19 protein-coding genes and 1 tRNA gene are annotated in these 21,690 nt (G+C 73.6%); 16 read left to right on the forward strand and 4 right to left on the reverse strand.

Annotation, left to right across the window (positions count from 1 at the left end):
- The first annotated feature begins 10 nt into the window (after positions 1–10).
- Positions 11–1,966 (forward strand): AMP-binding protein, encoded by a 1,956-nt coding sequence (locus FLM69_RS03780; RefSeq protein WP_141843104.1) that lies wholly within the window; start codon positions 11–13, stop codon positions 1,964–1,966.
- A 7-nt stretch (positions 1,967–1,973) separates the two neighbouring features.
- Here FLM69_RS03780 and FLM69_RS03785 read toward each other — a convergent pair whose 3' ends face one another.
- The 3 genes from FLM69_RS03785 to FLM69_RS03790 are packed head-to-tail and all read right to left on the reverse strand — an operon-like array spanning position 1,974 to position 4,250.
- Positions 1,974–2,690, reverse strand: a complete 717-nt coding sequence (locus FLM69_RS03785; RefSeq protein ID WP_020628106.1) for a response regulator — start codon at positions 2,688–2,690, stop codon at positions 1,974–1,976.
- On the reverse strand, positions 2,687–3,184 hold the full coding sequence (locus tag FLM69_RS11510) for a sensor histidine kinase (protein WP_246836811.1): 498 nt from the start codon (positions 3,182–3,184) through the stop codon (positions 2,687–2,689). Before FLM69_RS11510 ends, FLM69_RS03785 begins: the two co-directional genes overlap by 4 nt.
- The gene (locus tag FLM69_RS03790; protein WP_255502698.1) at positions 3,099–4,250 is read right to left on the reverse strand and encodes a cache domain-containing protein; all 1,152 of its coding nucleotides are present in this window, start codon (positions 4,248–4,250) and stop codon (positions 3,099–3,101) included. Before FLM69_RS03790 ends, FLM69_RS11510 begins: the two co-directional genes overlap by 86 nt.
- 187 nt (positions 4,251–4,437) lie before the next feature.
- On the opposite strand from FLM69_RS03790, the gene FLM69_RS03795 reads away from it, so the two are divergent.
- The 8 genes from FLM69_RS03795 to FLM69_RS03830 all read left to right on the forward strand — a co-directional run bounded on the left by FLM69_RS03795 (position 4,438) and on the right by FLM69_RS03830 (position 12,597).
- Positions 4,438–5,853 carry a cation:dicarboxylate symporter family transporter gene (locus FLM69_RS03795; RefSeq protein WP_141843106.1) on the forward strand — a complete coding sequence of 472 codons (1,416 nt, stop codon included), beginning with the start codon at positions 4,438–4,440 and terminating at the stop codon, positions 5,851–5,853.
- 241 nt (positions 5,854–6,094) lie between these two features.
- Positions 6,095–6,955, forward strand: coding sequence for a ParA family protein (locus tag FLM69_RS03800; protein WP_036315755.1), 861 nt, complete (start codon positions 6,095–6,097; stop codon positions 6,953–6,955).
- Between the two features lie 222 nt (positions 6,956–7,177).
- Positions 7,178–8,134 carry a pseudouridine synthase gene (locus FLM69_RS03805; RefSeq protein ID WP_041102683.1) on the forward strand — a complete coding sequence of 319 codons (957 nt, stop codon included), beginning with the start codon at positions 7,178–7,180 and terminating at the stop codon, positions 8,132–8,134.
- Positions 8,131–9,291, forward strand: a complete 1,161-nt coding sequence (locus FLM69_RS03810; RefSeq protein WP_141843108.1) for a prephenate dehydrogenase — start codon at positions 8,131–8,133, stop codon at positions 9,289–9,291. The genes FLM69_RS03805 and FLM69_RS03810 overlap by 4 nt, the downstream gene beginning before the upstream one ends.
- A gap of 1 nt (position 9,292) precedes the next feature.
- A complete protein-coding gene (gene cmk / locus FLM69_RS03815; RefSeq protein ID WP_002857424.1) occupies positions 9,293–10,024 on the forward strand; it encodes a (d)CMP kinase in 732 nt (243 codons plus the stop codon).
- Positions 10,021–11,559 carry a ribosome biogenesis GTPase Der gene (der, locus tag FLM69_RS03820; RefSeq protein ID WP_020628099.1) on the forward strand — a complete coding sequence of 513 codons (1,539 nt, stop codon included), beginning with the start codon at positions 10,021–10,023 and terminating at the stop codon, positions 11,557–11,559. Before cmk ends, der begins: the two co-directional genes overlap by 4 nt.
- Positions 11,560–11,663: 104 nt before the next feature.
- The gene (locus FLM69_RS03825; RefSeq protein WP_036383303.1) at positions 11,664–12,143 is read left to right on the forward strand and encodes a hypothetical protein; all 480 of its coding nucleotides are present in this window, start codon (positions 11,664–11,666) and stop codon (positions 12,141–12,143) included.
- A 377-nt stretch (positions 12,144–12,520) separates the two neighbouring features.
- Positions 12,521–12,597: transfer RNA gene (locus tag FLM69_RS03830), tRNA-Pro, on the forward strand.
- Between the two features lie 159 nt (positions 12,598–12,756).
- Here FLM69_RS03830 and FLM69_RS03835 read toward each other — a convergent pair.
- Positions 12,757–13,278, reverse strand: coding sequence for an adenine phosphoribosyltransferase (locus FLM69_RS03835; RefSeq protein WP_141843110.1), 522 nt, complete (start codon positions 13,276–13,278; stop codon positions 12,757–12,759).
- A 100-nt stretch (positions 13,279–13,378) separates the two neighbouring features.
- Between FLM69_RS03835 and FLM69_RS03840 the strand changes: the two genes are divergently transcribed.
- The 7 genes from FLM69_RS03840 to FLM69_RS03870 all read left to right on the forward strand — a co-directional run bounded on the left by FLM69_RS03840 (position 13,379) and on the right by FLM69_RS03870 (position 21,634).
- Complete coding sequence (locus FLM69_RS03840) at positions 13,379–14,914, forward strand: peptide MFS transporter (protein WP_141843112.1); 1,536 nt, start codon at positions 13,379–13,381, stop codon at positions 14,912–14,914.
- Positions 14,915–14,999: 85 nt separating this feature from the next.
- Positions 15,000–15,386, forward strand: a complete 387-nt coding sequence (gene gcvH, locus FLM69_RS03845) for a glycine cleavage system protein GcvH (protein ID WP_087113986.1) — start codon at positions 15,000–15,002, stop codon at positions 15,384–15,386.
- A gap of 105 nt (positions 15,387–15,491) precedes the next feature.
- The gene (locus FLM69_RS03850) at positions 15,492–15,917 is read left to right on the forward strand and encodes an FHA domain-containing protein (protein ID WP_002854606.1); all 426 of its coding nucleotides are present in this window, start codon (positions 15,492–15,494) and stop codon (positions 15,915–15,917) included.
- Between the two features lie 12 nt (positions 15,918–15,929).
- Positions 15,930–16,673, forward strand: a complete 744-nt coding sequence (locus FLM69_RS03855) for a MerR family transcriptional regulator (RefSeq protein WP_141843114.1) — start codon at positions 15,930–15,932, stop codon at positions 16,671–16,673.
- Positions 16,666–17,181: a bifunctional nuclease family protein gene (locus FLM69_RS03860; RefSeq protein ID WP_141843115.1), complete on the forward strand. Its 516-nt coding sequence runs from the start codon at positions 16,666–16,668 to the stop codon at positions 17,179–17,181. The genes FLM69_RS03855 and FLM69_RS03860 overlap by 8 nt, the downstream gene beginning before the upstream one ends.
- 212 nt (positions 17,182–17,393) lie before the next feature.
- The gene (locus FLM69_RS03865) at positions 17,394–17,957 is read left to right on the forward strand and encodes a MerR family transcriptional regulator (protein ID WP_141843117.1); all 564 of its coding nucleotides are present in this window, start codon (positions 17,394–17,396) and stop codon (positions 17,955–17,957) included.
- Between the two features lie 158 nt (positions 17,958–18,115).
- A complete protein-coding gene (locus FLM69_RS03870; RefSeq protein ID WP_141843119.1) occupies positions 18,116–21,634 on the forward strand; it encodes a pyruvate carboxylase in 3,519 nt (1,172 codons plus the stop codon).
- Positions 21,635–21,690: the final 56 nt, after the last annotated feature.

The following is a 21,690-nucleotide window of genomic DNA, read 5'->3' on the forward strand; positions in this document are numbered from 1 at the left end:
CGCTGGGCGCATGGCGACCCACGATGCCCCCACCGAAGACCGCCCCTCCGGCGCGTACGCCGACGCCCACGCCCGCTCCCTCCGCGACCCCGAGGGGTTCTGGCTCGACGCGGCGCGCGCCATCGACTGGACCGTCGCGCCCACGCGCGCCCTCGACGACTCCGCCGCGCCCCTGTACCGCTGGTTCCCGGACGGCGAGCTGAACACCGCCTTCAACTGCCTGGACCGGCACGTCGAGGCGGGCCGCGGGGACGCCGTCGCGCTGATCCACGACTCCGCGATGACCGGCGAGGTCACCCGGTACACGTACGCCGAGCTCACGGACGCGGTGGCCCGTCTGGCCGGCGCCCTGGCCGCGCGCGGCGTCGGCAAGGGAGACCGCGTCCTCGTGTACCTGCCGATGATCCCGCAGGCCCACATCGCGATGCTGGCGTGCGCGCGGCTCGGCGCGGTGCACTCCGTGGTCTTCGGCGGCTTCGCCCCGCGCGAGCTCGCCTCCCGCATCGACGACGCCGCCCCCGACGTCGTGCTCACCTGCTCCGGCGGCATCGAGCCCAAGCGCCGGGTCGAGTACCTGCCCGCCGTGGCCGAGGCGCTCGAGACCGCCGCGCATCCCGTGCGCACGGTGCTGGTCCACCACCGCGAGGGCTTCGAGACCGCCCTCGCGGACACCGACGGGCGCGGGGGCGCGAGCTGGGAGGACTGGGGCGAGGCCGTCGCGGCCGCCGAGCCGGCCGACTGCGTCCCGGTGCAGGCCACCGACCCGCTGTACGTGCTGTACACCTCGGGCACCACGGGCAAGCCGAAGGGCGTCGTCCGGGACAACGGGGGCCACGCCGTCGCCCTGCGCTGGACCATGGAGCACATCTACGACGTCGGCCCGGGGCAGGTGATGTGCACGGCCTCGGACGTGGGCTGGGTCGTGGGGCACTCCTACATCGTCTACGGCCCGCTGCTGGCCGGGGCCACCACGGTGATGTACGAGGGCAAGCCCGTGGGCACGCCCGACGCCGGCGCGTTCTGGCGGCTCATCGAGGACCACGGCGTGCGCTCCTTCTTCACGGCCCCCACGGCGCTGCGCGCGATCCGCCGCGCCGACCCCGAGGGCGAGCTGCTCAAGGACCACGACCTGTCCTCCCTGCGGCACTTCTTCGCCGCGGGCGAGCGCCTGGACCCGGAGACGCAGCGATGGATCGAGGGCCTGCTGGGCATGCCGGTGATCGACCACTGGTGGCAGACCGAGACCGGCTGGGCCATCGCGGCGAACCCGGTGGGCCTGGAGCAGCTGCCGGTGAAGATCGGCTCGTCCTCGGTGCCCTCGCCGGGCGTCGATCTCGTGGTCCTGGACGGCCTGGGCGAGCCCGTGCCGGCCGGGACCGAGGGCAACATCGCCCTGCGGCTGCCGCTGCCCCCGGGCACCCTGCCCACCCTGTGGCGCGACGACCAGCGCTACATCGACTCCTACCTCAGCGCGTTCCCCGGCCACTACGCGACCGGTGACTCCGGCGTCGTGGACGAGGACGGCTACGTGTTCGTGCTCGGCCGCACCGACGACGTCATCAACGTCTCCGGGCACCGGCTGTCCACGGGCGTCCTCGAGGCCGCCCTGGCCTCCCACCCGGCGGTGGCCGAGTGCGCCGTGATCGGCGTCGCGGACCCGCTCAAGGGCCAGCGGCCGTCGGGCTACGTGGTCCTCAAGTCCGGCGTCGAGACGCCCGAGCCCGGCTCCGAGGCCGAGGCCGCGCTCCTGGGCGAGCTGCGTCAGGCGGTGCGCCGCGAGGTGGGCCCGGTGGCGGACTTCCGCGACGTCGTCGTGGTGGACGCGCTGCCCAAGACCCGCTCGGGCAAGATCCTGCGCAAGACCATGCGGCAGATGGCCGACGGCGAGGAGTACGCGGTGCCCTCGACCATCGAGGACCCCGCCGTGCTCGAGGCCCTCGCCGGGGTGCTGCGCCCGGCCCGCTGAGCCCCGCTCACGCGCGGCCGGCCCAGCGGTACTCCTGCTCGGGCCGGCCGCGGCCACCGTGCCGGGCCGAGCGCCGCACCCGGCGGATCCGCTCGAGGTGCTCGAGGTAACGCCGGGCCGTCACGCGGGAGATGCCCAGGCGCTCGCCCACCTCGGCCGCGCTCAGGGCGGTCTCCGCGTCCGCCCCCAGCAGCTCCACCACCTCGCGCAGGGTGCCCTCGGTCAGCCCCTTGGGCAGGGCCTCGGCGCGCCGCTCGCGGGAGACGCGGAAGACCGCGTCCACCTGCTCCTGGCCGTCGAGGGCGCCGTCGCCGGCCAGCATCGCCGAGGCGGCGCGGAACCCGCCCAGCCGATCCGCGAACTCGTCGAAGCCGAACGGCTTCACGAGGTACTGCGTCACCCCGTACGCGACGGCGCGGCGCACCACCGGCAGGTCGGTGGCCGCGGTGAGCGCCAGCACCCCGCCGTGGAAGCCGGCCGCGCGCAGTTGGCGCAGGAAGTCCAGGCCGTGCCCGTCGGGCAGGTTCATGTCCAGCAGGACGACGTCGAACGGGAAGCGCCCGTTGGCGTGCAGGCCCGCCGCGGCGACCTGCCGCGCGGCCAGCAGGGAACCGGCCACCGCGGCCACCTCGAAGCCCGGCAGCCGGTCCAGGTGCGCCACGTAGGTCTCGGCCGTCAGCTGCTCGTCCTCGACGACGAGCACCCGGTACGGGCGGGCGGTCATGTCTCCTCCTGGGGTGTGGGCTCGCGGGGCACCTCGACGGTGAACACGGTGCCGGAGTCGGTCGCGACGTCCACGACCCCGCCGGCCTCCTCCGCGATCCGCCGCGTCAGCCACAGCCCCATGCCGCGTCCGGCGGCGCCGACGGGCTTCGTCGACCAGCCCCGGTCGAAGAGCCGGCGGCGGTCCGCGTCGGAGGGTCCGGGGCCGCCGTCGGCCACCTGCACCACCAGGCCCGTGGCGTCCGAGACCACCTCGACGTCGACCCACCGGTCTACCGCGGACAGGTCCGGTGCGGCGGCCGCGTCGAGGTCGTTGTCCACCAGGTTGCCCAGCACGGTCAGCAGGTCGAGCGGGCGCAGCGGGGCGGGCGCGGTCAGCTCGGCGGACCAGGTCAGCGCCACCCCCCGCTCACGCGCCTGGGCGGCCTTCGCGTCGAGCAGGGCGGCGAGGACGTCGTCGGAGGCCTCCTCGTCCGCGGCGCGGCGGGACAGCACGGCCCGGGCCGCCTCCAGCCGGCCCGACTCCACGAGGGCGAGGGCGGTGTGCAGCTGGTTGGCGTGCTCGTGCGTCTGCGCGCGCAGCGCCGTGGTCAGGGTATGCGCCACGGTGAGCTCGTCGCCGAGCCGCTGCAGGTCGGTGCGGTCGTGCAGGACGAGCACGCGCGATCCCGCCGGGGCGGTGGTCACGCCCTCGCGGGCGGCCGCGGCGAGGGCCGTCGGCGGGACCGACCCGCCGGGGTCGGAACGGCCGGGCGCCCGCACGACACGCTGCTGCACCACGAGGACCCGCCCGCCGACGGCGAGGCTCGCCCGCGCCCTCCCAGCCGAGCAGGCGCGCGGCGGCGTCGTTGTGCAGGCGGGCCCGCCCGTCCGGGGCGAGGACCACGACGCCGGCCTCGAGCGAGTCCATGGCCGTCTCCGCCAGCAGGAACTGCTCGGCGATCTGCTCGGGGCCGCGTCCGAGCGTCACCCGGTTCAGATACCGGCCCACGAGCCAGGCGACGAGCAGGCCGACGGCGGCCACGGCGGCCGAGCCCAGCAGGATGCCGGGGATCTGGGCCTGGGCCATGATGGCGACATCGGAGATCTGCACGCCCGTCGTGACCACGCCCAGGACGGTGCCGTCCTCCGGGTCCACGACCGGTGCGAGCGCGCGCACCGAACGGCCCGCCGCACCGGTGCTCGAGAGCTCCACGACGGTGTCCCCGGCGACGACGGCGTCCACCGGCTTCGGGTAGCGGACACCGACCTGCTCGGGGCGCCAGCTCGCCAACCGCATCCCGTCCGGGTCCATCACGGTCAGCCACGAGACCTGTGCCTCGGCGATCCAGCCGTCGATCCCGGCCTGCAAGGCGGGGGCGTCGCCGGCCCGCAGGGCCGAGACGAGCGCGGGGTCGCGCGCCACGAGGGTGGTGACGCCCTGGACGTGGCGCTCCTCGACGCGCTGGGCCACCTCGCGGGCCTGGAGGTAGGCGCTCCACACGCTGAACAGGGCGATGGCCGCCACGAGCGCCACGTGGACCACGGCGATCCGCCGGGCGATCGACCACGGGTGGCGCATGCCTCTCCTCCCTCGGGCCGGCGACGCGCCGGTCCACCCCCACGATCCTGCAGTCCGTCGGCCGCCGTGACCACTATGACCGCAATCGTGACCGACACCACCCGGGGCCGCGAGAGTGGTCACATCCCTCCCGCGCCGTTGCGGACCGCTCGGCGGCGCCCCACCACCGCACAGAACGGAACGCCCGATGGCGCACACCCCACCGGCCGAGACCTCGGCCCCGCCGGCCCCGGCGACGAAGAAGGACCGCACCCACTGGCTGTACATCGCCGTGATCGCCTCGGTGGTGCTGGGCGCCGCCGTCGGCCTGTTCTTCCCCGAGTTCGGCAAGTCCCTCAAGCCGCTGGGCGACGGCTTCGTCTCCCTCATCAAGATGATGATCGGCCCGGTCATCTTCTGCACGATCGTCCTCGGCGTCGGCTCGATCGCCAAGGCCGCGACCGTCGGCCGCGTGGGCGGCATCGCCCTGGTCTACTTCATGGCGATGTCCACGTTCGCGCTGGCCATCGGCCTCGTCGTCGGCAACCTCATCCACCCCGGCGAGGGCCTCAAGCTGACGCCCTACGACCCGAACAAGCCCCAGGCCGCGGCGGACGGCACCGTCCAGTTCCTGCTGGACATCATCCCCGGCTCCCTGCCGGTGCTGCCCACCCTGTTCATCGCCCTGCTCGTGGGCTTCGCCCTGCAGCAGATGGGCCCGGCCGGCGCCCCGCTGCTGCGCGGTCTCACCCTGATCCAGGGCGTCGTGTTCCGCATCCTCATGATGGTGATGTGGGTCGCCCCGATCGGCGCCTTCGGTGCGATCGCCGCCGTCGTCGGCTCCACGGGCTGGTCCGCGATCGGCGCCATGGCGCTGCTCATGGGCGCCTTCTACCTGACCTGCATCGCCTTCATCGTGGTGGTGCTCGGCACCATCCTGAAGGTCGTGACCGGCCTGAGCATCCTGTCCCTCATGAAGTACCTGGGCCGGGAGTACCTGCTCATCTTCGCCACCAGCTCCTCCGAGGCCGCCCTGCCCCGTCTGATCGCCAAGATGGAGCATGCCGGCGTGGACAAGTCCGTCGTGGGCGTGACCGTGCCCACCGGCTACTCCTTCAACCTGGACGGCACCGCCATCTACCTGACCATGGCCGCGCTCTTCGTCTCCAACGCGATGGGCGCGGAGATGAACCTCGGCGAGCAGGTCGGCCTGCTGGTCTTCATGATCATCGCCTCGAAGGGCGCGGCCGGCGTCACCGGCGCGGGCATGGCCACGCTCGCCGCCGGCCTGCAGGCGCACCGACCCGAGCTGCTCGGAGGCATGGGAGTGATCGTGGGCATCGACAAGTTCATGTCCGAGGCCCGCGCCCTGACGAACTTCACCGGCAACGCCGTGGCCACGCTCCTCATCGGCCGCTGGGTGGGCGAGCTCGACGGCGAGCGCGCCCGGCGCGTCCTCAGCGGCGAGCTGAAGTTCGACGAGGCGACCGTGGTCGGCCATGGCGGCGCCGCGCACGACCCGCAGCAGTCCCCGACGGTCGCCGAGCAGGCCTACGAGGGCCACCCCGACTCCAGCCTGAACTTCGCGATGGCCGCCGACGGCGACCGGAACCCCACCCGCTGACGGAGGAGGCGGGCCCGCGCGGCACGCCGCATCGTCGACCACCGGCGACGCCGGGGACGAGCCTGGACACCGGCCCGTCCCCGGCGTCGCCGTCGTCCCGGGAACGCCAGGCACTAGGGTGGGGGAAGATCCGGACACGCCGACGACGGCGGCCGCGGCGCGCCGCGGCCCGCGGCCGGGCGTGCAGACCACCGTGGAAGGAGCCGGCGCCGCCGTGACCTCGAGAGAACCGATCCCCGTGATGACCATCCACGGCGAGCCCGTGCTCGGGCCCACCGGCCGGCCCAAGCACGACTTCCCCGAGCCCGCGCCCCTGACCTCGCACGGCCCGGCGCGGATCATCTCGATGGTGAACCAGAAGGGCGGCGTCGGGAAGACGACCTCCACCATCAACCTGGGCGCCGCGCTCGCGGGCTACGGCCGCAGGGTGCTCATGGTGGACTTCGACCCGCAGGGCGCCCTCTCGGCCGGCCTGGGCGCGAACCCGCACGAGCTCGACACCACGGTGTACAACGTGCTCATGGAACGGTCGGTGACCGCGAAGGACGCGATCCTGTCCACGGACTTCGAGAACATGGACCTGCTGCCGGCCAACATTGACCTGTCCGCGGCCGAGGTGCAGCTCGTCAACGAGGTGGCCCGCGAGCAGGTCCTCGAGCGTGCGCTGCGCCAGGTCCGCGACGACTACGACGTGGTCCTCATCGACTGCCAGCCCTCGCTGGGCCTGCTGACCGTCAACGCGCTGACCGCCTCGCACGGCGTGATCATCCCGCTGACCGCTGAGTTCTTCGCGCTGCGCGCGGTCGCCCTGCTCGTCGAGACGATCGAGAAGGTGCAGGACCGGCTCAACCCGGACCTGGAGATCGACGGCGTGCTGGCCACGATGTTCGACCAGCGGACCCTGCACTCCAAGGAGGTCGTGGGCTCGCTCGTGGCCGGCTTCGGGGACCGCGTGTTCGAGACCGTCATCAAGCGGTCCATCAAGTTCGCCGACGCCACGGTGGCGGCCACGCCCATCACCCTGTTCGCCGAGAACCACGACGGGGCCAAGGCCTACCGGCAGCTCGCCCGCGAGCTGATCTGCCGCGGCGGCGCGCCGTGACCGTCCGCTGACCGCCGACGACGCCGGCCCGGTCCCGTCGCGGGACCGGGCCGGTTTTCTCCGCGCTCGCGGCCGGGGGAGCGGTGGCCGGGAGACGCGACGCCGCCGATCTGCGAGAATGAAGCCGGGCGTGTCCGTCTCCGGACCGTCCCTCACCCCCTGACCCGTCCGCCGCCGGCCCGACCGGCGCCGTTGACGCGCACCCGAAAGGACGCCCTCCCCATGAACTCCCGCAAGCCGCGAGGCTCCGGACGCACCCCCGCCGTCGGTCGACGGGGCGGCCCGTTCCAGGAGCGCGATTTCCAGCGACAGATCGGTGCCCGCCGCGGCGCCGCCGCCCCCCGTGAGGAGGCCCCCTTCGACGAGGACGCCGTGCCGCGCACCCGCGGCCGCCGCGGCCGCGGCGCCGGCGCCGCCCGGGCCAAGGCCGCCCACCTCGACCGCATCCACGACGAGTCGGGCGAGCGCCTGCAGAAGGTGCTGGCCGCGGCGGGTGTGGCGTCCCGGCGCGTGAGCGAGGACCTCATCGCGGAGGGCCGTGTGGAGGTGGACGGCGTCGTCGTCACCGAGCCCGGCGTGCGCGTGGACCCGGCCCGGGCCGTGATCCGGGTGGACGGCATCTCCGTGCAGACGGACGTGACCAAGCAGTACTTCGTCTTCAACAAGCCCCGCGGCGTGATCTCCACGATGGTGGACCCGGAGGGCCGGCCCTCGATCGCCACCTACCTCAAGCCCGGGCAGGAGCACCTGTTCCACGTGGGCCGTCTGGACAACGAGACCGAGGGCCTGCTCATCCTCACCAACGACGGTGAGCTGGCCAACCGCCTCACCCACCCCAGCTACGAGGTCCCCAAGACCTACGTCGTGCAGACCCGCGGCCCGCTGGCCAAGGGCGTCTCCAACCGGCTGCGCGAGGGCGTGGAACTGGAGGACGGCGTGGCGCAGGTCGACTCGTTCAAGCTCGTCGACTCGACGCCGGGCCACGTGCTCGTCGAGGTCGTGCTGCACTCGGGCAAGAACCGCATCGTGCGTCGCATGTTCCAGGAGATCGGCCACCCGGTCGAGCGGCTCGTCCGCGTCAAGGTGGGCCCCATCCTGCTGGGCGACCAGAAGCAGGGCACCGTCCGCGCGCTCAACGCGCAGGAGCTGGGCCACCTCAAGGCCCTGGTCGGCCTGTGAGCGCGCCCGCCGAGTCCGCCGCCAAGCTCGGTGACGGCCCGGCCGGGATCCCGCAGCCCGTGCTCGTCCGGGGGACCGGTCTGCTGGGCGCCTCGATCGGCATCGGGCTGAGCGCGGCCGGTGTGGACGTGCGCCTGCACGACCCCTCGCCCGCCGCCCTGGCCGTGGCCGCGGACATCCGCGCCGGACGCCCCGCCCGCCTGGACGCCGAGGGCGACGACCTCGACGCCGCCCCGGGCCTCGTCGTCGTGGCCGCGCCGCCGGACGTGACCGCCGACGTCGTGGTGGACTCGCTGCGCCGCTGGCCCGCGGCCGTGGTGGTGGACATCGCCTCGGTGAAGGAGGCGGTCGCCGCGGGCGTGCGGGCCGCCGTCGACGAGGCCCGCCTGGCCCCGCAGGACGCCGACCGGTACCTCGGGACGCACCCGATGGCCGGCTCCGAGCGGTCCGGTCCCGTGGCGGCCCGCGGCACCCTGTTCACGCAGGCGCCGTGGGTGCTGTGCCCGACGGACACGACCCGCCCGGCCGCCCTCGCGGCCGGCCGGGCCCTCGCGCTGACGCTGCAGGCCACCCCGTACCGGATGGCCGCCCGCGCCCACGACGAGTCGGTCGCGCTGATCTCGCACCTGCCGCAGATCGCCGCCTCGCTCGTGGCCTCCCGCCTGCAGGAGACCCCGGACCAGGCGCTCGCCCTGGCCGGCAACGGGCTGCGGGACACCACCCGGATCGCAGCGTCGGACCCGCAGCTGTGGGTGCAGATCCTCTCCGGCAACGCCGGGCGGATCGTGCCGGCGCTGCACGGGCTGCGGGCGGACCTGGACCGGCTGATCCGCACCCTGGAGGACCCCTCCGCCCCCGGGGCGCGGCTGGACATGGCGCAGCTGATCGCCGAGGGCAACGCCGGTCGGGCCCGGGTGCCCGGCAAGCACGGGGCGCCGCCGCAGGCGTTCGCGGTGGTCACGGTGATCGTGGACGACGCCCCCGGGCAGATCGCGGCCCTCCTCGACAAGGTCGGCCGCACGGACGTGAACGTGGAGGACCTGCGGCTCGAGCACGCCTCGGGCCACCGGGTCGGCATGGTGGAGATCTCCGTGCTGCCCGGCCGCAGGGACGAACTCGTGGCGGCGCTGACCGCCGCCGGATGGAAGGTGGTCTGAGATGACCGAGCACACCCGCGACGACGTCGCACCCGCGCCGCTCGTGGTGGCGGTGGACGGGCCCTCGGGCTCGGGCAAGTCGTCCGTGTCCAAGGCCGTGGCCCGGCGTCTCGGCGCCGCATACCTGGACACCGGCGCCATGTACCGCGCCGTGGCGTGGCACTGCCTGCACGAGGGCGTCGACCTGGCCGATGCGGAGGCCGTGGCGGCGGCCGCCGTCGCCATGGACCTGGACCAGTCCACCGACCCGGACGTCGAGGCCGTGCGGGTCGGCGGCACGGACGTCACCGAGGCGATCCGCGGCCCCGAGGTCACGGACACGGTCTCCACCGTCGCCGTGGTCATCCCGGTGCGCGAGGAGCTGCATCGTCGCCAGCGGGCGGCGATCGCCGCCGCGGGCCGGATGGTCGCCGAGGGCCGTGACATCACCACGGTGGTGGCCCCGGACGCCCACGCGCGCGTGCTGCTCACGGCCTCCGAGGCCGTGCGCACCGCCCGCCGCTCGGGCCAGCTGGCCGCGGCGGGGGAGACCGGCGTCGATGCCGGCACGCTGCACCGTCAGGTGGCCGGGCGCGACGCCCGCGACGCCACCGTGTCCACGTTCGACCGCCCCGCCGACGGGGTGGCGCTCGTGGACTCCACCGAGCTCGACTTCGAGCAGACCGTGGCGGCCGTCCTGGCCGCCGTCGAGGACCAGGCCGGCATTCCGGCCGTGAAGGGAGGCCGACGATGACCGAGAACCCCCAGCACCGCTCCGGTGAGGACGAGTTCGTCCCCGCCGGCGACGATCAGGTGGCCGAGCGGCTCGCCGCCATGACCGAGGAGGAGGCCGAGGCGCGCGCCGCGTCGCTGCGCGCCGGCCTCGAGGACTACGAGCTCGAGGAGGACGACGCCGCCCTCCTCGACGCGTGGCAGCTCGGGCCCGACGAGGACGTCGACGCGCCCGTGCCGCCCGTGCTGGCCATCGTGGGCCGGCCGAACGTCGGCAAGTCCACGCTCGTCAACCGCATCATCGGCCGCCGTGAGGCCGTGGTGGAGGACGTGCCCGGCGTGACGCGCGACCGCGTCTCCTACGACGCCGAGTGGAACGGCCGCGAGTTCACCGTGGTGGACACCGGCGGCTGGGAGCACGACGCCAAGGGCATCCACCGTCGCGTGGCCGAGCAGGCCGAGCTGGCCGTGGACGTGGCGGACGCCGTCGTGTTCGTGGTGGACGCCACCGTCGGCATGACGGCCACGGACGAGGCCGTGGTCTCGATGCTGCGTCGCAAGGACCGCCCGGTGATCGTGGCCGCCAACAAGGTGGACGACATGGTCCAGGAGGCCGACGCCGCCACCCTGTGGTCGCTCGGCTTCGGCTACCCGTACCCGGTGTCCGCGGTGCACGGCCGCGGCGTCGCGGACCTGTTGGACGCCGCGCTCGAGGCACTGCCGGAGGAGTCCGCCCACGGCGGTCTCGTGCCGCGCGGCGGCCCGCGCCGGATCGCCCTCGTGGGCCGGCCGAACGTGGGCAAGTCCTCGCTGCTGAACAAGCTGGCCGGCTCGGACCGCGTGGTGGTGGACGACCTGGCCGGCACCACGCGCGACCCCGTGGACGAGCTCGTGGAGCTCGGCGGACGGCTGTGGCGCTTCGTGGACACCGCCGGCATCCGTCGACGGCAGCACATGGCCCACGGCGCCGACTACTACGCGTCGCTGCGTACGGCCTCCGCCCTGGACCGCGCGGAGGTGGCCGTGGTGCTGCTCGAGGCGCCGCAGGTGATCTCGGAGCAGGACGTGCGCATCCTCCAGATGGTGCTGGACTCCGGTCGCGCCCTCGTGATCGCGTTCAACAAGTGGGACCAGGTGGATGAGGATCGGCGGCTCCAGCTGGCCAAGGAGATCGAGCGGGACCTGGCGCACGTCGCGTGGGCGCCGCGCGTGAACATCTCCGCGAAGACCGGCTGGCACAAGGACCGTCTCGTCCCCGCGCTGGACCTCGCCCTGGACTCATGGGACACCCGCATCCCCACGGGCAAGCTCAACGCGTTCCTCGGCGAGCTCGTGGCGGCCCACCCGCACCCGCTGCGCGGCGGCAAGCAGCCCCGCATCCTGTTCGCGACCCAGGTCTCGAGCCGGCCGCCCAAGTTCGTGCTGTTCACCACCGGGTTCCTGGACCCCGGGTACCGCCGGTTCATCGTGCGCCGCCTGCGCGAGACCTTCGGGTTCGAGGGCACGCCCCTCGAGATCGGGATGCGCGTGCGCGAGAAGCGCGGTCGCCGCCGCTGATCCGGCCCCGCCCCGACGACGTCCCTCGGCCACCCGCGCCGGGGGACGTCGTCGTCCCGGCAAGCTCCCACCGTTCGTCCACCTTCGCCTCGTAGCCTGAGGGCATGAGCCTCATCCGACGTCGCCCCGCCGCCCTGTCCCTGGCCACCCTGGCCGCGCTCGCGCTGGCCGCATCCGGCTGTGCGGTCGACGACGGCGAGACCCGGGCCGCGCTGCAGAGCGCGGAGGACCGGCTCGCCCAGGCCGAGGACCGGATCAGCGAGCTGGAGGCGGACGCCTCGGACCGCGTGGACCTGGGGCAGCTGCGCCAGGAGGCCGAGGGCGCCCTCGCAGAGGCGGACCAGCGCGCCGCCGAGGTCGTCGAGGACCTGACGCGATCCCTGCCCTCCGGTTCGGACATCGTCGACGTCGAGGCGCTCCGGGAGGACGGAAAGGTGGTCATCGAGTACGGCCAGTCTTTGCTCGATGCCGATCCCCAGGTCCTCGAGGAGACGATGCGGGAGGCGGCGGAGCAGGCACGTGACGCCATCCCGGACCTCAAGGACGTCGAATTCCGCGTGGGGGACCGGACCTTCACGTACTGATCCTGCGGCGGGGCTCCGTGAGCCCCCCGACACGCCTCTTCGACCCGCCCGGAACGGCGGATCGGAGACGCTCGGCGTGTTAGGCTTCTCACGTGCACGACTGCACCCTCAGTCATGAGAGGGTTCGTGCAGACCGCCAGGCCCACCGGTACGCCGGGGCCGCGGTCGCTGGGGGACTCTCGGTCGGGTGGCCCTCGGTCAAGGGATGAGGGGTTCACGTCTGTGAAGAGGACGTGGGCCCCTTGTTCACGTTCCGGGGTGTCGCAGCGTTCGCCCCTGACGACGACGGCCCGGCCGGCCCGCTCCGGATTCGCGTCCGGCGGCGCGGGTGGGGTATGCTCGTCGGGTGCCGAAGCGCGGATGACCGCGATTCGTCACGGGCTATGGCGCAGCTTGGTAGCGCGCTTGACTGGGGGTCAAGAGGTCGTGGGTTCAAATCCCGCTAGCCCGACCACGTCGACTAAGCCGGAGTCCCGCAGCGCGGGCTCCGGCTTCTTCGTGTCCTGGGCCGTTCGGGGGCGTTCTCGGGTGCTATTCCCGGCGAATACCGCCCGAAACTGCCCCCAACGCGAGGGATTGGCCGCGGAGGGGTCGGCCGCGGAGGGGAACCGCGTCAGGCCGCGAACAGCACGTGCGTGTCTGGCACGACGGCCCGGCCGCCGAGGGCCGTGAGCTCCAGCAGGCAGGCCGCGCCCACCACCTCCGCGCCCCGCGCCTCGATGAGCCGTCGGCCGGCGGCGAGGGTGCCGCCCGTGGCGAGGACGTCGTCGAGCAGGAGCACCCGTGACCCGGCCCGCAGGTCCTCGGAGACCTCGATGCTCGCGGTCCCGTACTCCAGCGTGTAGTCCGCGCGGGCCGCGGGAGCCGGGAGGCGCCCGGCCTTGCGCAGCGGCACGAGGCCGGTGCCGGTCAGGACGGCGGCCGCCCCGGCGAGCAGGAACCCGCGAGCCTCGAGGCCGGCCACGAGGTCGAAGCGCCCCTCGAACGGCGCCACCAGGGCCTCGACGCACGCCCTCAGCGCGCGGGCGTCGGCGAGCAGGGGCGTGATGTCCTGGAAGGCCACGCCCGGGCTGGGATGGTCGGGGACCACACGGATGAGCGAGCGGGCACGGGCGATCTCGGAGGTGACGGACACGGCCTCCACTCTAGGACGGACGCCGCCCGGGCCGCGGATGTGATCGGCGTCACCGGTCAGGGAGTTTGCCCTGACTTCCTCGGAGGAGGACAGTGGATCGGTGGAAAATCCCCAGAATCCTCTCGCGGGCCGCGTGCCCGACGTCGAGCCGCCCGCCCGCGTGGCGGCGTCGACGGCCACCCGTCCCGACGACGCCACCCCCGACTGGCGCGGCCGCCCGTTCCTCGGCCAGCCCGGCCCGCTGGCGAACCTGTTCTCCGTGGAGCTGTGGGAGCGCTTCTCCTTCTACGGCATGCAGGCCATGCTCGTGTACTACATGTCCTGGACCGCCGCAGAGGGCGGCCTCGGGATCGACCCGGCCGTGGCCACGGGCATCGTCGGCGCCTACGGCGGCATGGTCTACGTGTTCTGCATCCTCGGCGGCTGGGTCGCCGACCGCCTGCTCGGCTCCGAGCGCACCATGTTCGTCAGCGCCGTCGGGATCATGTTCGGCCACATCGCGCTGGCCCTCGTCCCGGGGGTCCCGGGCCTGACCCTCGGCCTCGTGCTCGTCGCCGTCGGCTCGGGCGGTCTCAAGGCCAACGCCACGAACCTCGTCGGCTCCCTGTACTCCCGCGAGGACCCCAAACGCGACGCCGGCTTCTCCATCTTCTACATGGGCGTGAACATCGGCGCCCTCTTCGGCCCGCTGCTCACCGGCCTGGCACGCGACACGCTGGGCTTCCACGTGGGCTTCGGCCTCGCCGCCGCCGGCATGGCCATCGGCCTGGCGCAGTACGCCCTGACCCGCAAGAACCTGCCGAGCACCGTGCACCGGGTCCCGGATCCGCTGCCGCGGTCGCAGTACGGCCGCTGGGGCCTGATCGGCCTGGGGATGGTCGCCGTCGTCGTGGTCCTGTTCCTCACGGGCGTCGTCACCCTGGGCAACCTCTCCGACGCCGTCGTCGTGCTCGCCGCCGTCGCGGCCATCGCGATCTTCGCCGTCCTGCTGACCTCGACGAAGGTCACGGAGGAGGAGCGCTCGCGCGTGAAGGCGTTCATCCCGCTGTTCATCGGCACGTCCGTGTTCTTCGCCCTGTTCCAGCAGCAGTTCACCGTGATCGCGCTGTACTCCGAGAACCGCCTCGACCGGAACCTGTTCGGCTGGCTCATGCCCATGGAGTGGGTCAACTCCATCAACCCGATCTTCATCATCGTGTTCGCCCCGGTGTTCGCCGCGCTGTGGACCAAGCTGGGCACCCGCCAGCCCGCCACCCCGGTGAAGTTCGGCATCGGCATCGTCCTGATCGGCGTCGCCTTCCTGCTGTTCATCCCGGTGGCCGACGTCGTCGCCGTGCCGCTGCTGTGGCTGACGCTGATCCTCTTCGTCTGCACCATGGGCGAGTTGCTCGTCTCCCCGGTGGGCCTCTCCCTGGCCACCAAGGTCGCCCCGCGCAGCTTCCCGGTGATGATGGTGTCGCTGTACAACCTGTCCGTCGCCCTGGGTACGGCCCTGGCGGGCTCGCTGGCCGGCTCCTACTCGGAACAGAACGAGGTGGGCTACTTCGGGATGATCGGCGCGGTCACCCTGGGCGTGGGCCTGCTCGTGCTGGCCATCGCCAAGCCGGTGCGTCGCGGCATGCGCGGCGTGCTCTGAGCGCCCCAGTGGCGCGAATCACGTGCCGCTCGGTAGTCTGCGAGACGACGTCATCACTCCCGACCACGCAAAGGACGCGCACTCCATGAGCTCCATCCCCGAAGGCCTGAAGTACTCCGCCGAGCACGAGTGGATCGCCGAGGCCGGTGCCGCCGGTACGGTTCGCGTGGGCATCACCGACTTCGCGCAGGATGCGCTGGGTGACGTCGTGTACGTGGACCTGCCGGAGGTCGGCACCGAGGTCACCGCGGGCACCGCGGTGGGCGAGGTCGAGTCCACGAAGTCCGTCTCGGACATCTACGCCCCGGTCACCGGCACCGTGGCCGCCGTCAACGACGAGCTCGACGGCGAGCCCGGCCTGGTCAACTCCGCCCCCTACGAGGGCGGCTGGCTGTTCGAGATCACCCTCGCGGACGAGGCCCAGCTCGAGGGCCTCATGGACGCCGAGGGCTACGCCTCGCACACCAGCTGAGCCCCGTCCGCCGTCGCCCCGCCGCTGGCCGGCGGGGCGACGGCGTCCCCTTCGTCCCTCCATCCGGCCGGCGCCGCGGCGCCGGCCCTCGCACAGGAGCACCCCATGAACCAGCCCGGACGTGAACCGGACCTGTCCACCTCCGCCATCAACCTCACCGAGCTGGCGCCGCTGGTCTCGGCGGACCTCACCCGTGAGGAGTCGGACGCGATCCGCGCCCTCCCGGCCGGTTCCGCGCTGCTGCTCGCCCACGAGGGCCCGGACCAGTCGGCCCGCTTCCTGCTGGACGAGGACGTGGTCTCCGTGGGGCGCCACCCGGACGCGGACATCTTCCTCGACGACGTCACGGTCTCCCGTCGTCACGCGGAGTTCCGGGCCGAGGACGGCGGCCACCGGCTCGTGGACCTGAACTCCCTCAACGGCACCTTCGTGAACCACGACCGCGTGGACGAGATCCTGCTGCGCTCCGGGATGCACGTGCAGATCGGCAAGTACCGGCTCACGTACTACGCCGGACCGGCGCGGGGCTGAGCCGTCATCCCCGTGCCCGATCCGCGCCCGCGCCCGGACGCCGTCCCCACCGTCCGCCCTGCGGGCCGGCTGGGCATCGGCGAGGTCGTGGCCGCCCTCGAAGCAGAATTCCCCGGCGTCACCGCGTCCAAGGTGCGCTTCCTGGAGGACCGTGGCCTCGTGCTGCCCGAGCGGACCCCCGCCGGCTACCGGCGCTTCCGGCCCGAGGACGTGGACCGGCTCCGGTTCGTCCTCGCCCTGCAGCGCGACCACTTCCTGCCGCTCAAGGTGATCGCCGACCACCTGGCCGCGCTGGACCGCGGCGAACGCCCCACCGGCCTGCCCGGAACCGCGGCGGTCCCGGCGTCCTCGGACGCGGAGCGGCTCGGCCGGGAGGTCGCCGGGGGCCGCCGGTCGTGGACCCGCGCCGAGCTCGCCGCCGAATCCGGTGCGGGCGAGGAGCTGCTGGCCGAGCTGGACCAGTACTCGCTCCTGCCCGTCGATCCCGACGGCGGCTACCCGAGCCATGCGATGGACGTGGCCCGGGCCGCCGTCGTGCTCGCGGGCCACGGCCTGGAGCCCCGGCACCTGCGCCCGCTGCGGGCCGCGGCCGACCGCGAACTGGGCCTGGTGGAGCGCGCCGTCGCCCCGCTGCAGGCCCGCCGCGACGCCGGCACCCGCCCCCGCGTGGCCCGCTCGGCACGCGAGATCGCGCAGGCCAGCCTGCGGCTGCATGCGGCCCTCGTGGCCGTGGGGCTGGAGCAGTGGGATGACTGAGCCGCGCCCCGTGCCCGCCGACGACGCCGGCGACGTGCCGCTCTCCGTGCTCGGCGTGCGCGTCGAGCTGCCCGAGCAGCACCACGTGATCCTGCTGGTGGATCCGCCCGGCCGCACGATGGTCCCGCTGTGGGTGGGCGCGCCCGAGGCCGCCGCCGCCGCGCTCGCGCTCGAGGGCGTCCGCGCGCCCCGGCCCCTCACCCATGAGCTGCTCCTGGCCGCCGTCGACGCCCTGGGCGCCGAGGTCGTGCGGGTGCGGCTCACCGAGGTCCGGGACGAGGTCGTGCACGCCGAGCTCGTGCTCTCCACGGGCGCCCGGGTCGACGCGCGCGCCTCGGACGCCGTCGTGGTCGCCCTGCGCGCCGACGCCCCCGTGCTCGGCAGTCCCGCCGTCCTCGCGGACGCCGGCATGCCGGCGCGGACGGGGGAGGAGGACACCGGCCAGGAGCGCGCCGTCGAGGACTTCCGCGACTTCCTGGACACGGTGCGCCCCGAGGACTTCGCCTGAGCGGAGCCGGCGCGACACGGCGCGGTCTCGCCGCCGGCTTCGTTGACCGTCCCCGGACCCGCGCGTACCTTCGAGGGGAAGAGGGCCCCGCCACCCGGGGCGCCTCCGTCGTCCTCCCCACGGTCACCGGGGAGCGCCGCCACGGTCACCGGCGGCACACGACGGTCGCGTCCCCCTCCCCGCACCGGGGGCCCCGCACCAGGAGGTTCCCCGTGATACCCACTGCAGGTCCTGGCCGGCCCCCCGCGCTCGGCGCCCAGGGCACGCTCTTCGACGAGGGCAGGACCCAGGGCGACGACGTCGGCTTCCGCGGTCCCACCGCGTGCAAGGCCGCCGGCATCACCTATCGCCAGCTCGACTACTGGGCCCGCACGGATCTCGTGGCCCCCACGGTCCGCAGCGCCTCCGGCCCCGGCTCCCAGCGGCTGTACTCGTTCAGCGACATCCTCGTCCTCAAGGTGGTCAAGCGCCTCCTGGACACCGGCGTCTCGCTCCAGCAGATCCGCACCGCCGTGGGCCACCTGCGCGAGCGGGGTGTCGAGGACCTGGCGCAGATCACCTTGATGAGCGACGGCGCCTCGGTGTACGAGTGCACCTCGGCGGACGAGGTCGTGGACCTCGTCCAGGGCGGCCAGGGCGTCTTCGGGATCGCCGTCGGCCGCGTGTGGCGCGAGGTCGAGGGCAGCCTCGCCGAGCTGCCGCGGGAGAGCGTGATCGTCGCCCCCGAGCCGGGGGACGAGCTGGCCGGGCGGCGTCGGGCCCGCCGCTCCGCCTGACTCTCCACCGCCGGGCGCCCGCGGCCGACGCCGGCCCCGGCACGAGGCCGGGCCGGCGTCGGCGCCCCACAGCGCCGAACCAGTCATCTTTCGTCTCGCAACGGTGACTGTGCGCCACATGAGGCGGAACTCCGGCGCGGTGTGACACACTCCCAACCATGACCGCACCTGTCGAGAACTCCACCCCTCCAGAGGACGCGGCCGGGTCGACCGGAGCCGGCGCCGTCTTCTCCAAGGTCTTGGTGGCCAACCGCGGCGAGATCGCCGTCCGCGCCTTCCGCGCCTGCTACGAGCTGGGCGCCCGCACCGTGGCCGTCTTCCCCTACGAGGACCGCAATTCGATCCACCGCCAGAAGGCGGACGAGGCCTACCGCATCGGCGAGGAGGGCCACCCCGTGCGCGCCTACCTCGACGTGGACGAGATCATCCGCGTGGCGAAGGACGCCGGGGCCGACGCGATCTACCCGGGCTACGGCTTCCTGTCGGAGAACGCCGGCCTGGCCCGCGCCGCGGCCGAGAACGGGATCACCTTCGTCGGCCCGCCCGCCGACGTCCTCGAGCTGACCGGCAACAAGGTCGAGGCCCTGCGCGCGGCCAAGCGCGCGGGCATCCCCACCCTGGCCTCCTCGGACCCGAGTGCCGACGTCGAGTGGCTCCTGGAGCAGGCCGAGGAGATCGGCTTCCCCATCTTCGTCAAGGCCGTCGCCGGCGGCGGCGGCCGCGGCATGCGCCGCGTCGAGCGCCGCGAGGACCTGCGCGGCTCCCTCGAGGCCGCGATGCGCGAGGCGGACACCGCCTTTGGCGACCCCACCGTGTTCCTCGAGCAGGCCGTCTTGCGGCCGCGGCACATCGAGGTGCAGATCCTCGCCGACGGCGAGGGCAACGTCGTGCACCTCTTCGAGCGGGACTGCTCGCTCCAGCGCCGCCACCAGAAGGTCATCGAGATGGCCCCGGCACCGAACCTGGACGAGGAGATCCGGCAGGCCCTGCACCGGGACGCCGTCGCCTTCGCCAAGGAGATGGGGTACGTCAACGCGGGCACCGTGGAGTTCCTCGTGGACACGGCGGGCGAGCGGGCGGGCCAGCACGTGTTCATCGAGATGAACCCCCGCATCCAGGTGGAGCACACCGTGACCGAGGAGGTCACGGACGTGGACCTGGTGGGCGCGCAGCTGCGCATCGCCGCCGGCGCCACCCTGCCCGAGCTGGGCATCACGCAGGACGCCCTCCAGGTCCGCGGCTTCGCCATCCAGTGCCGCATCACCACCGAGGACCCGGCCAACGGCTTCCGCCCGGACACCGGCACCATCACCGCCTACCGCTCGGCCGGCGGCTCCGGTGTGCGCCTCGACGGCGGCACCATCTACGCCGGTGCGGAGATCAGCCCCCACTTCGACTCGATGCTGGTCAAGCTCACCTGCCGCGGACGCGACTACGCCACGGCCGTGCGCCGCGTGCGCCGCGCCCTGGCAGAGTTCCGCGTGCGCGGCGTGGCCACCAACATCCCGTTCCTGATGAACGTGATGGACGACCCGCAGTTCGTCAGCGGCGACGTCGCCACGGACTTCATCGACAAGCACCCCGAGCTGGCCACGGTGAACCGCTCCCAGGACCGCGGATCCAAGGCCCTGCAGTACCTCGTGGACGTCACCGTCAACCAGCCGCACGGCCCGCGCGTCGAGGGCATCGACCCCCGTGACCGCCTCCCGGAGCACCCAGGCGACAAGCACCAGGAGCCGGACCGCTCGCCCTTCGACGGCCCGAGCCGGAACGAGGACGCGGTGCCCCCGCACGGCTGGCGTCAGGTGCTGCTGGAGCAGGGCCCCGAGGGCTTCGCCCGCACCCTGCGTGAGCAGACCGCGCTGGCCGTCACGGACACCACGTTCCGCGACGCCCACCAGTCCCTGCTGGCCACCCGCGTCCGCACCCGCGACCTGCTGGCCGCCGCCCCCGCCGTCGCGCATACCCTGCCGGGGCTGCTCTCCGTGGAGGCCTGGGGCGGGGCGACGTACGACGTCGCGCTGCGCTTCCTCCACGAGGACCCGTGGCAGCGCCTCGAGCTGCTGCGCGCGGAGCTGCCGAACATCCCGATCCAGATGCTGCTGCGCGGCCGCAACACGGTGGGCTACACGCCGTACCCCACCGAGGTGACGGACGCGTTCGTGGCCGAGGCCGCGGCGTCCGGCGTCGACGTGTTCCGCATCTTCGACGCCCTCAACGACGTCGAGCAGATCACCCCGGCCATCGAGGCGGTACGTGCCACGGGCACCGCCGTGGCCGAGGCGGCCCTGTGCTACACGGGCAACATGACGGATCCCAAGGAGACGCTCTACACGCTCGACTTCTACCTGGGCCTCGCCCGCCGGATGGTCGACGCCGGCGCCCACGTCCTGGCGATCAAGGACATGGCGGGCCTGCTGCGGCCCGCCGCCGCGCGCGAGCTGGTCACCGCCCTGCGGGCCGAGTTCGACCTGCCCGTGCACCTGCACACGCACGACACCGCCGGCGGTCAGCTGGCCACCCTGCTCGCAGCGGCGGAGGCCGGCGTGGACGCCGTCGACGCGGCCACCGCGTCCATGGCGGGCACCACCAGCCAGGTGCCGCTGTCCGCCCTGGTCGCGGCGCTCGAGCACACGGAGCGGGACACCGGTCTCGGCCTCGAGGCCGCCACCGCGATGGAGCCCTACTGGGAGTCCGTCCGCTCGGCGTACGCGCCCTTCGAGGCGGGGCTGCCCGCCCCGACCGGCCGCGTGTACCACCACGAGATCCCGGGCGGCCAGCTGTCCAACCTGCGCACGCAGGCGATCGCGCTCGGCCTGGGGGAGCGGTTCGAGGCCATCGAGTCGATGTACGCCGCGGCCGACGACCTGCTCGGCCACCTCGTCAAGGTCACCCCGTCCTCCAAGGTGGTGGGCGATCTGGCGCTCCAGCTGGTCGGCTCCGGCGTGGACCCGAAGGAGTTCGCGGAGCGTCCGCAGGAGTTCGACATCCCGGACTCCGTGATCGGCTTCCTGCGCGGCGAGCTCGGCGACCCGCCCGGCGGCTGGCCGGAGCCCTTCCGGACCAAGGCCCTCCAGGGTCGCCGCGAGGGCGCGGGCATGGTGGAGATCTCCGCGGAGGACTCGAGGGCCCTCGCCGAGGCCGGACAGACCCGCCGGGCGGTGCTGAACCGCCTGCTCTTCCCCGGCCCCACGAAGGAGTTCGAGGCGCACCGCGAGGAGTTCGGGGACACCGTCACCCTGCACACCCGCGACTTCCTCTATGGCCTCGTCCCCGGGCGTGAGCACGTCATCTCGCTCGGCCGCGGTGTCCGGCTGCTCGCCACCCTCATGTCCGTCTCCGAGCCGGACGAGAAGGGCATGCGCACCGTGATGGTCACCCTGAACGGCCAGCTGCGCCAGATGACCGTCCGGGATCGCTCGATCGAGTCCACCGTGCGGACCGCGGAGAAGGCGGACCCCGGCACCCCCGGCCACGTCGCCGCCCCGTTCGCGGGCTCGGTCACCGTCCAGGTGGCGGAGGGCGACGCCGTCGAGGTCGGCCAGGCGGTGGCGACGATCGAGGCGATGAAGATGGAGGCCGCGATCACGGCCCAGGTCGCGGGCACCGTGCGCCGCGTGGTCACGGAGGGCATCACGCCCGTCAACGGCGGGGACCTGCTGCTCGTGATCGAGTGAGCCCCGCGTGAGCCCGCCGTCGGCGGGCAGCCCCACGGGCCCGGACGCCACTGCGT

It is taken from the genome of Micrococcus sp. R8502A1, from assembly GCF_006704135.1.
GTDB classification, from domain to species: Bacteria; Actinomycetota; Actinomycetes; order Actinomycetales; family Micrococcaceae; genus Micrococcus; species Micrococcus luteus.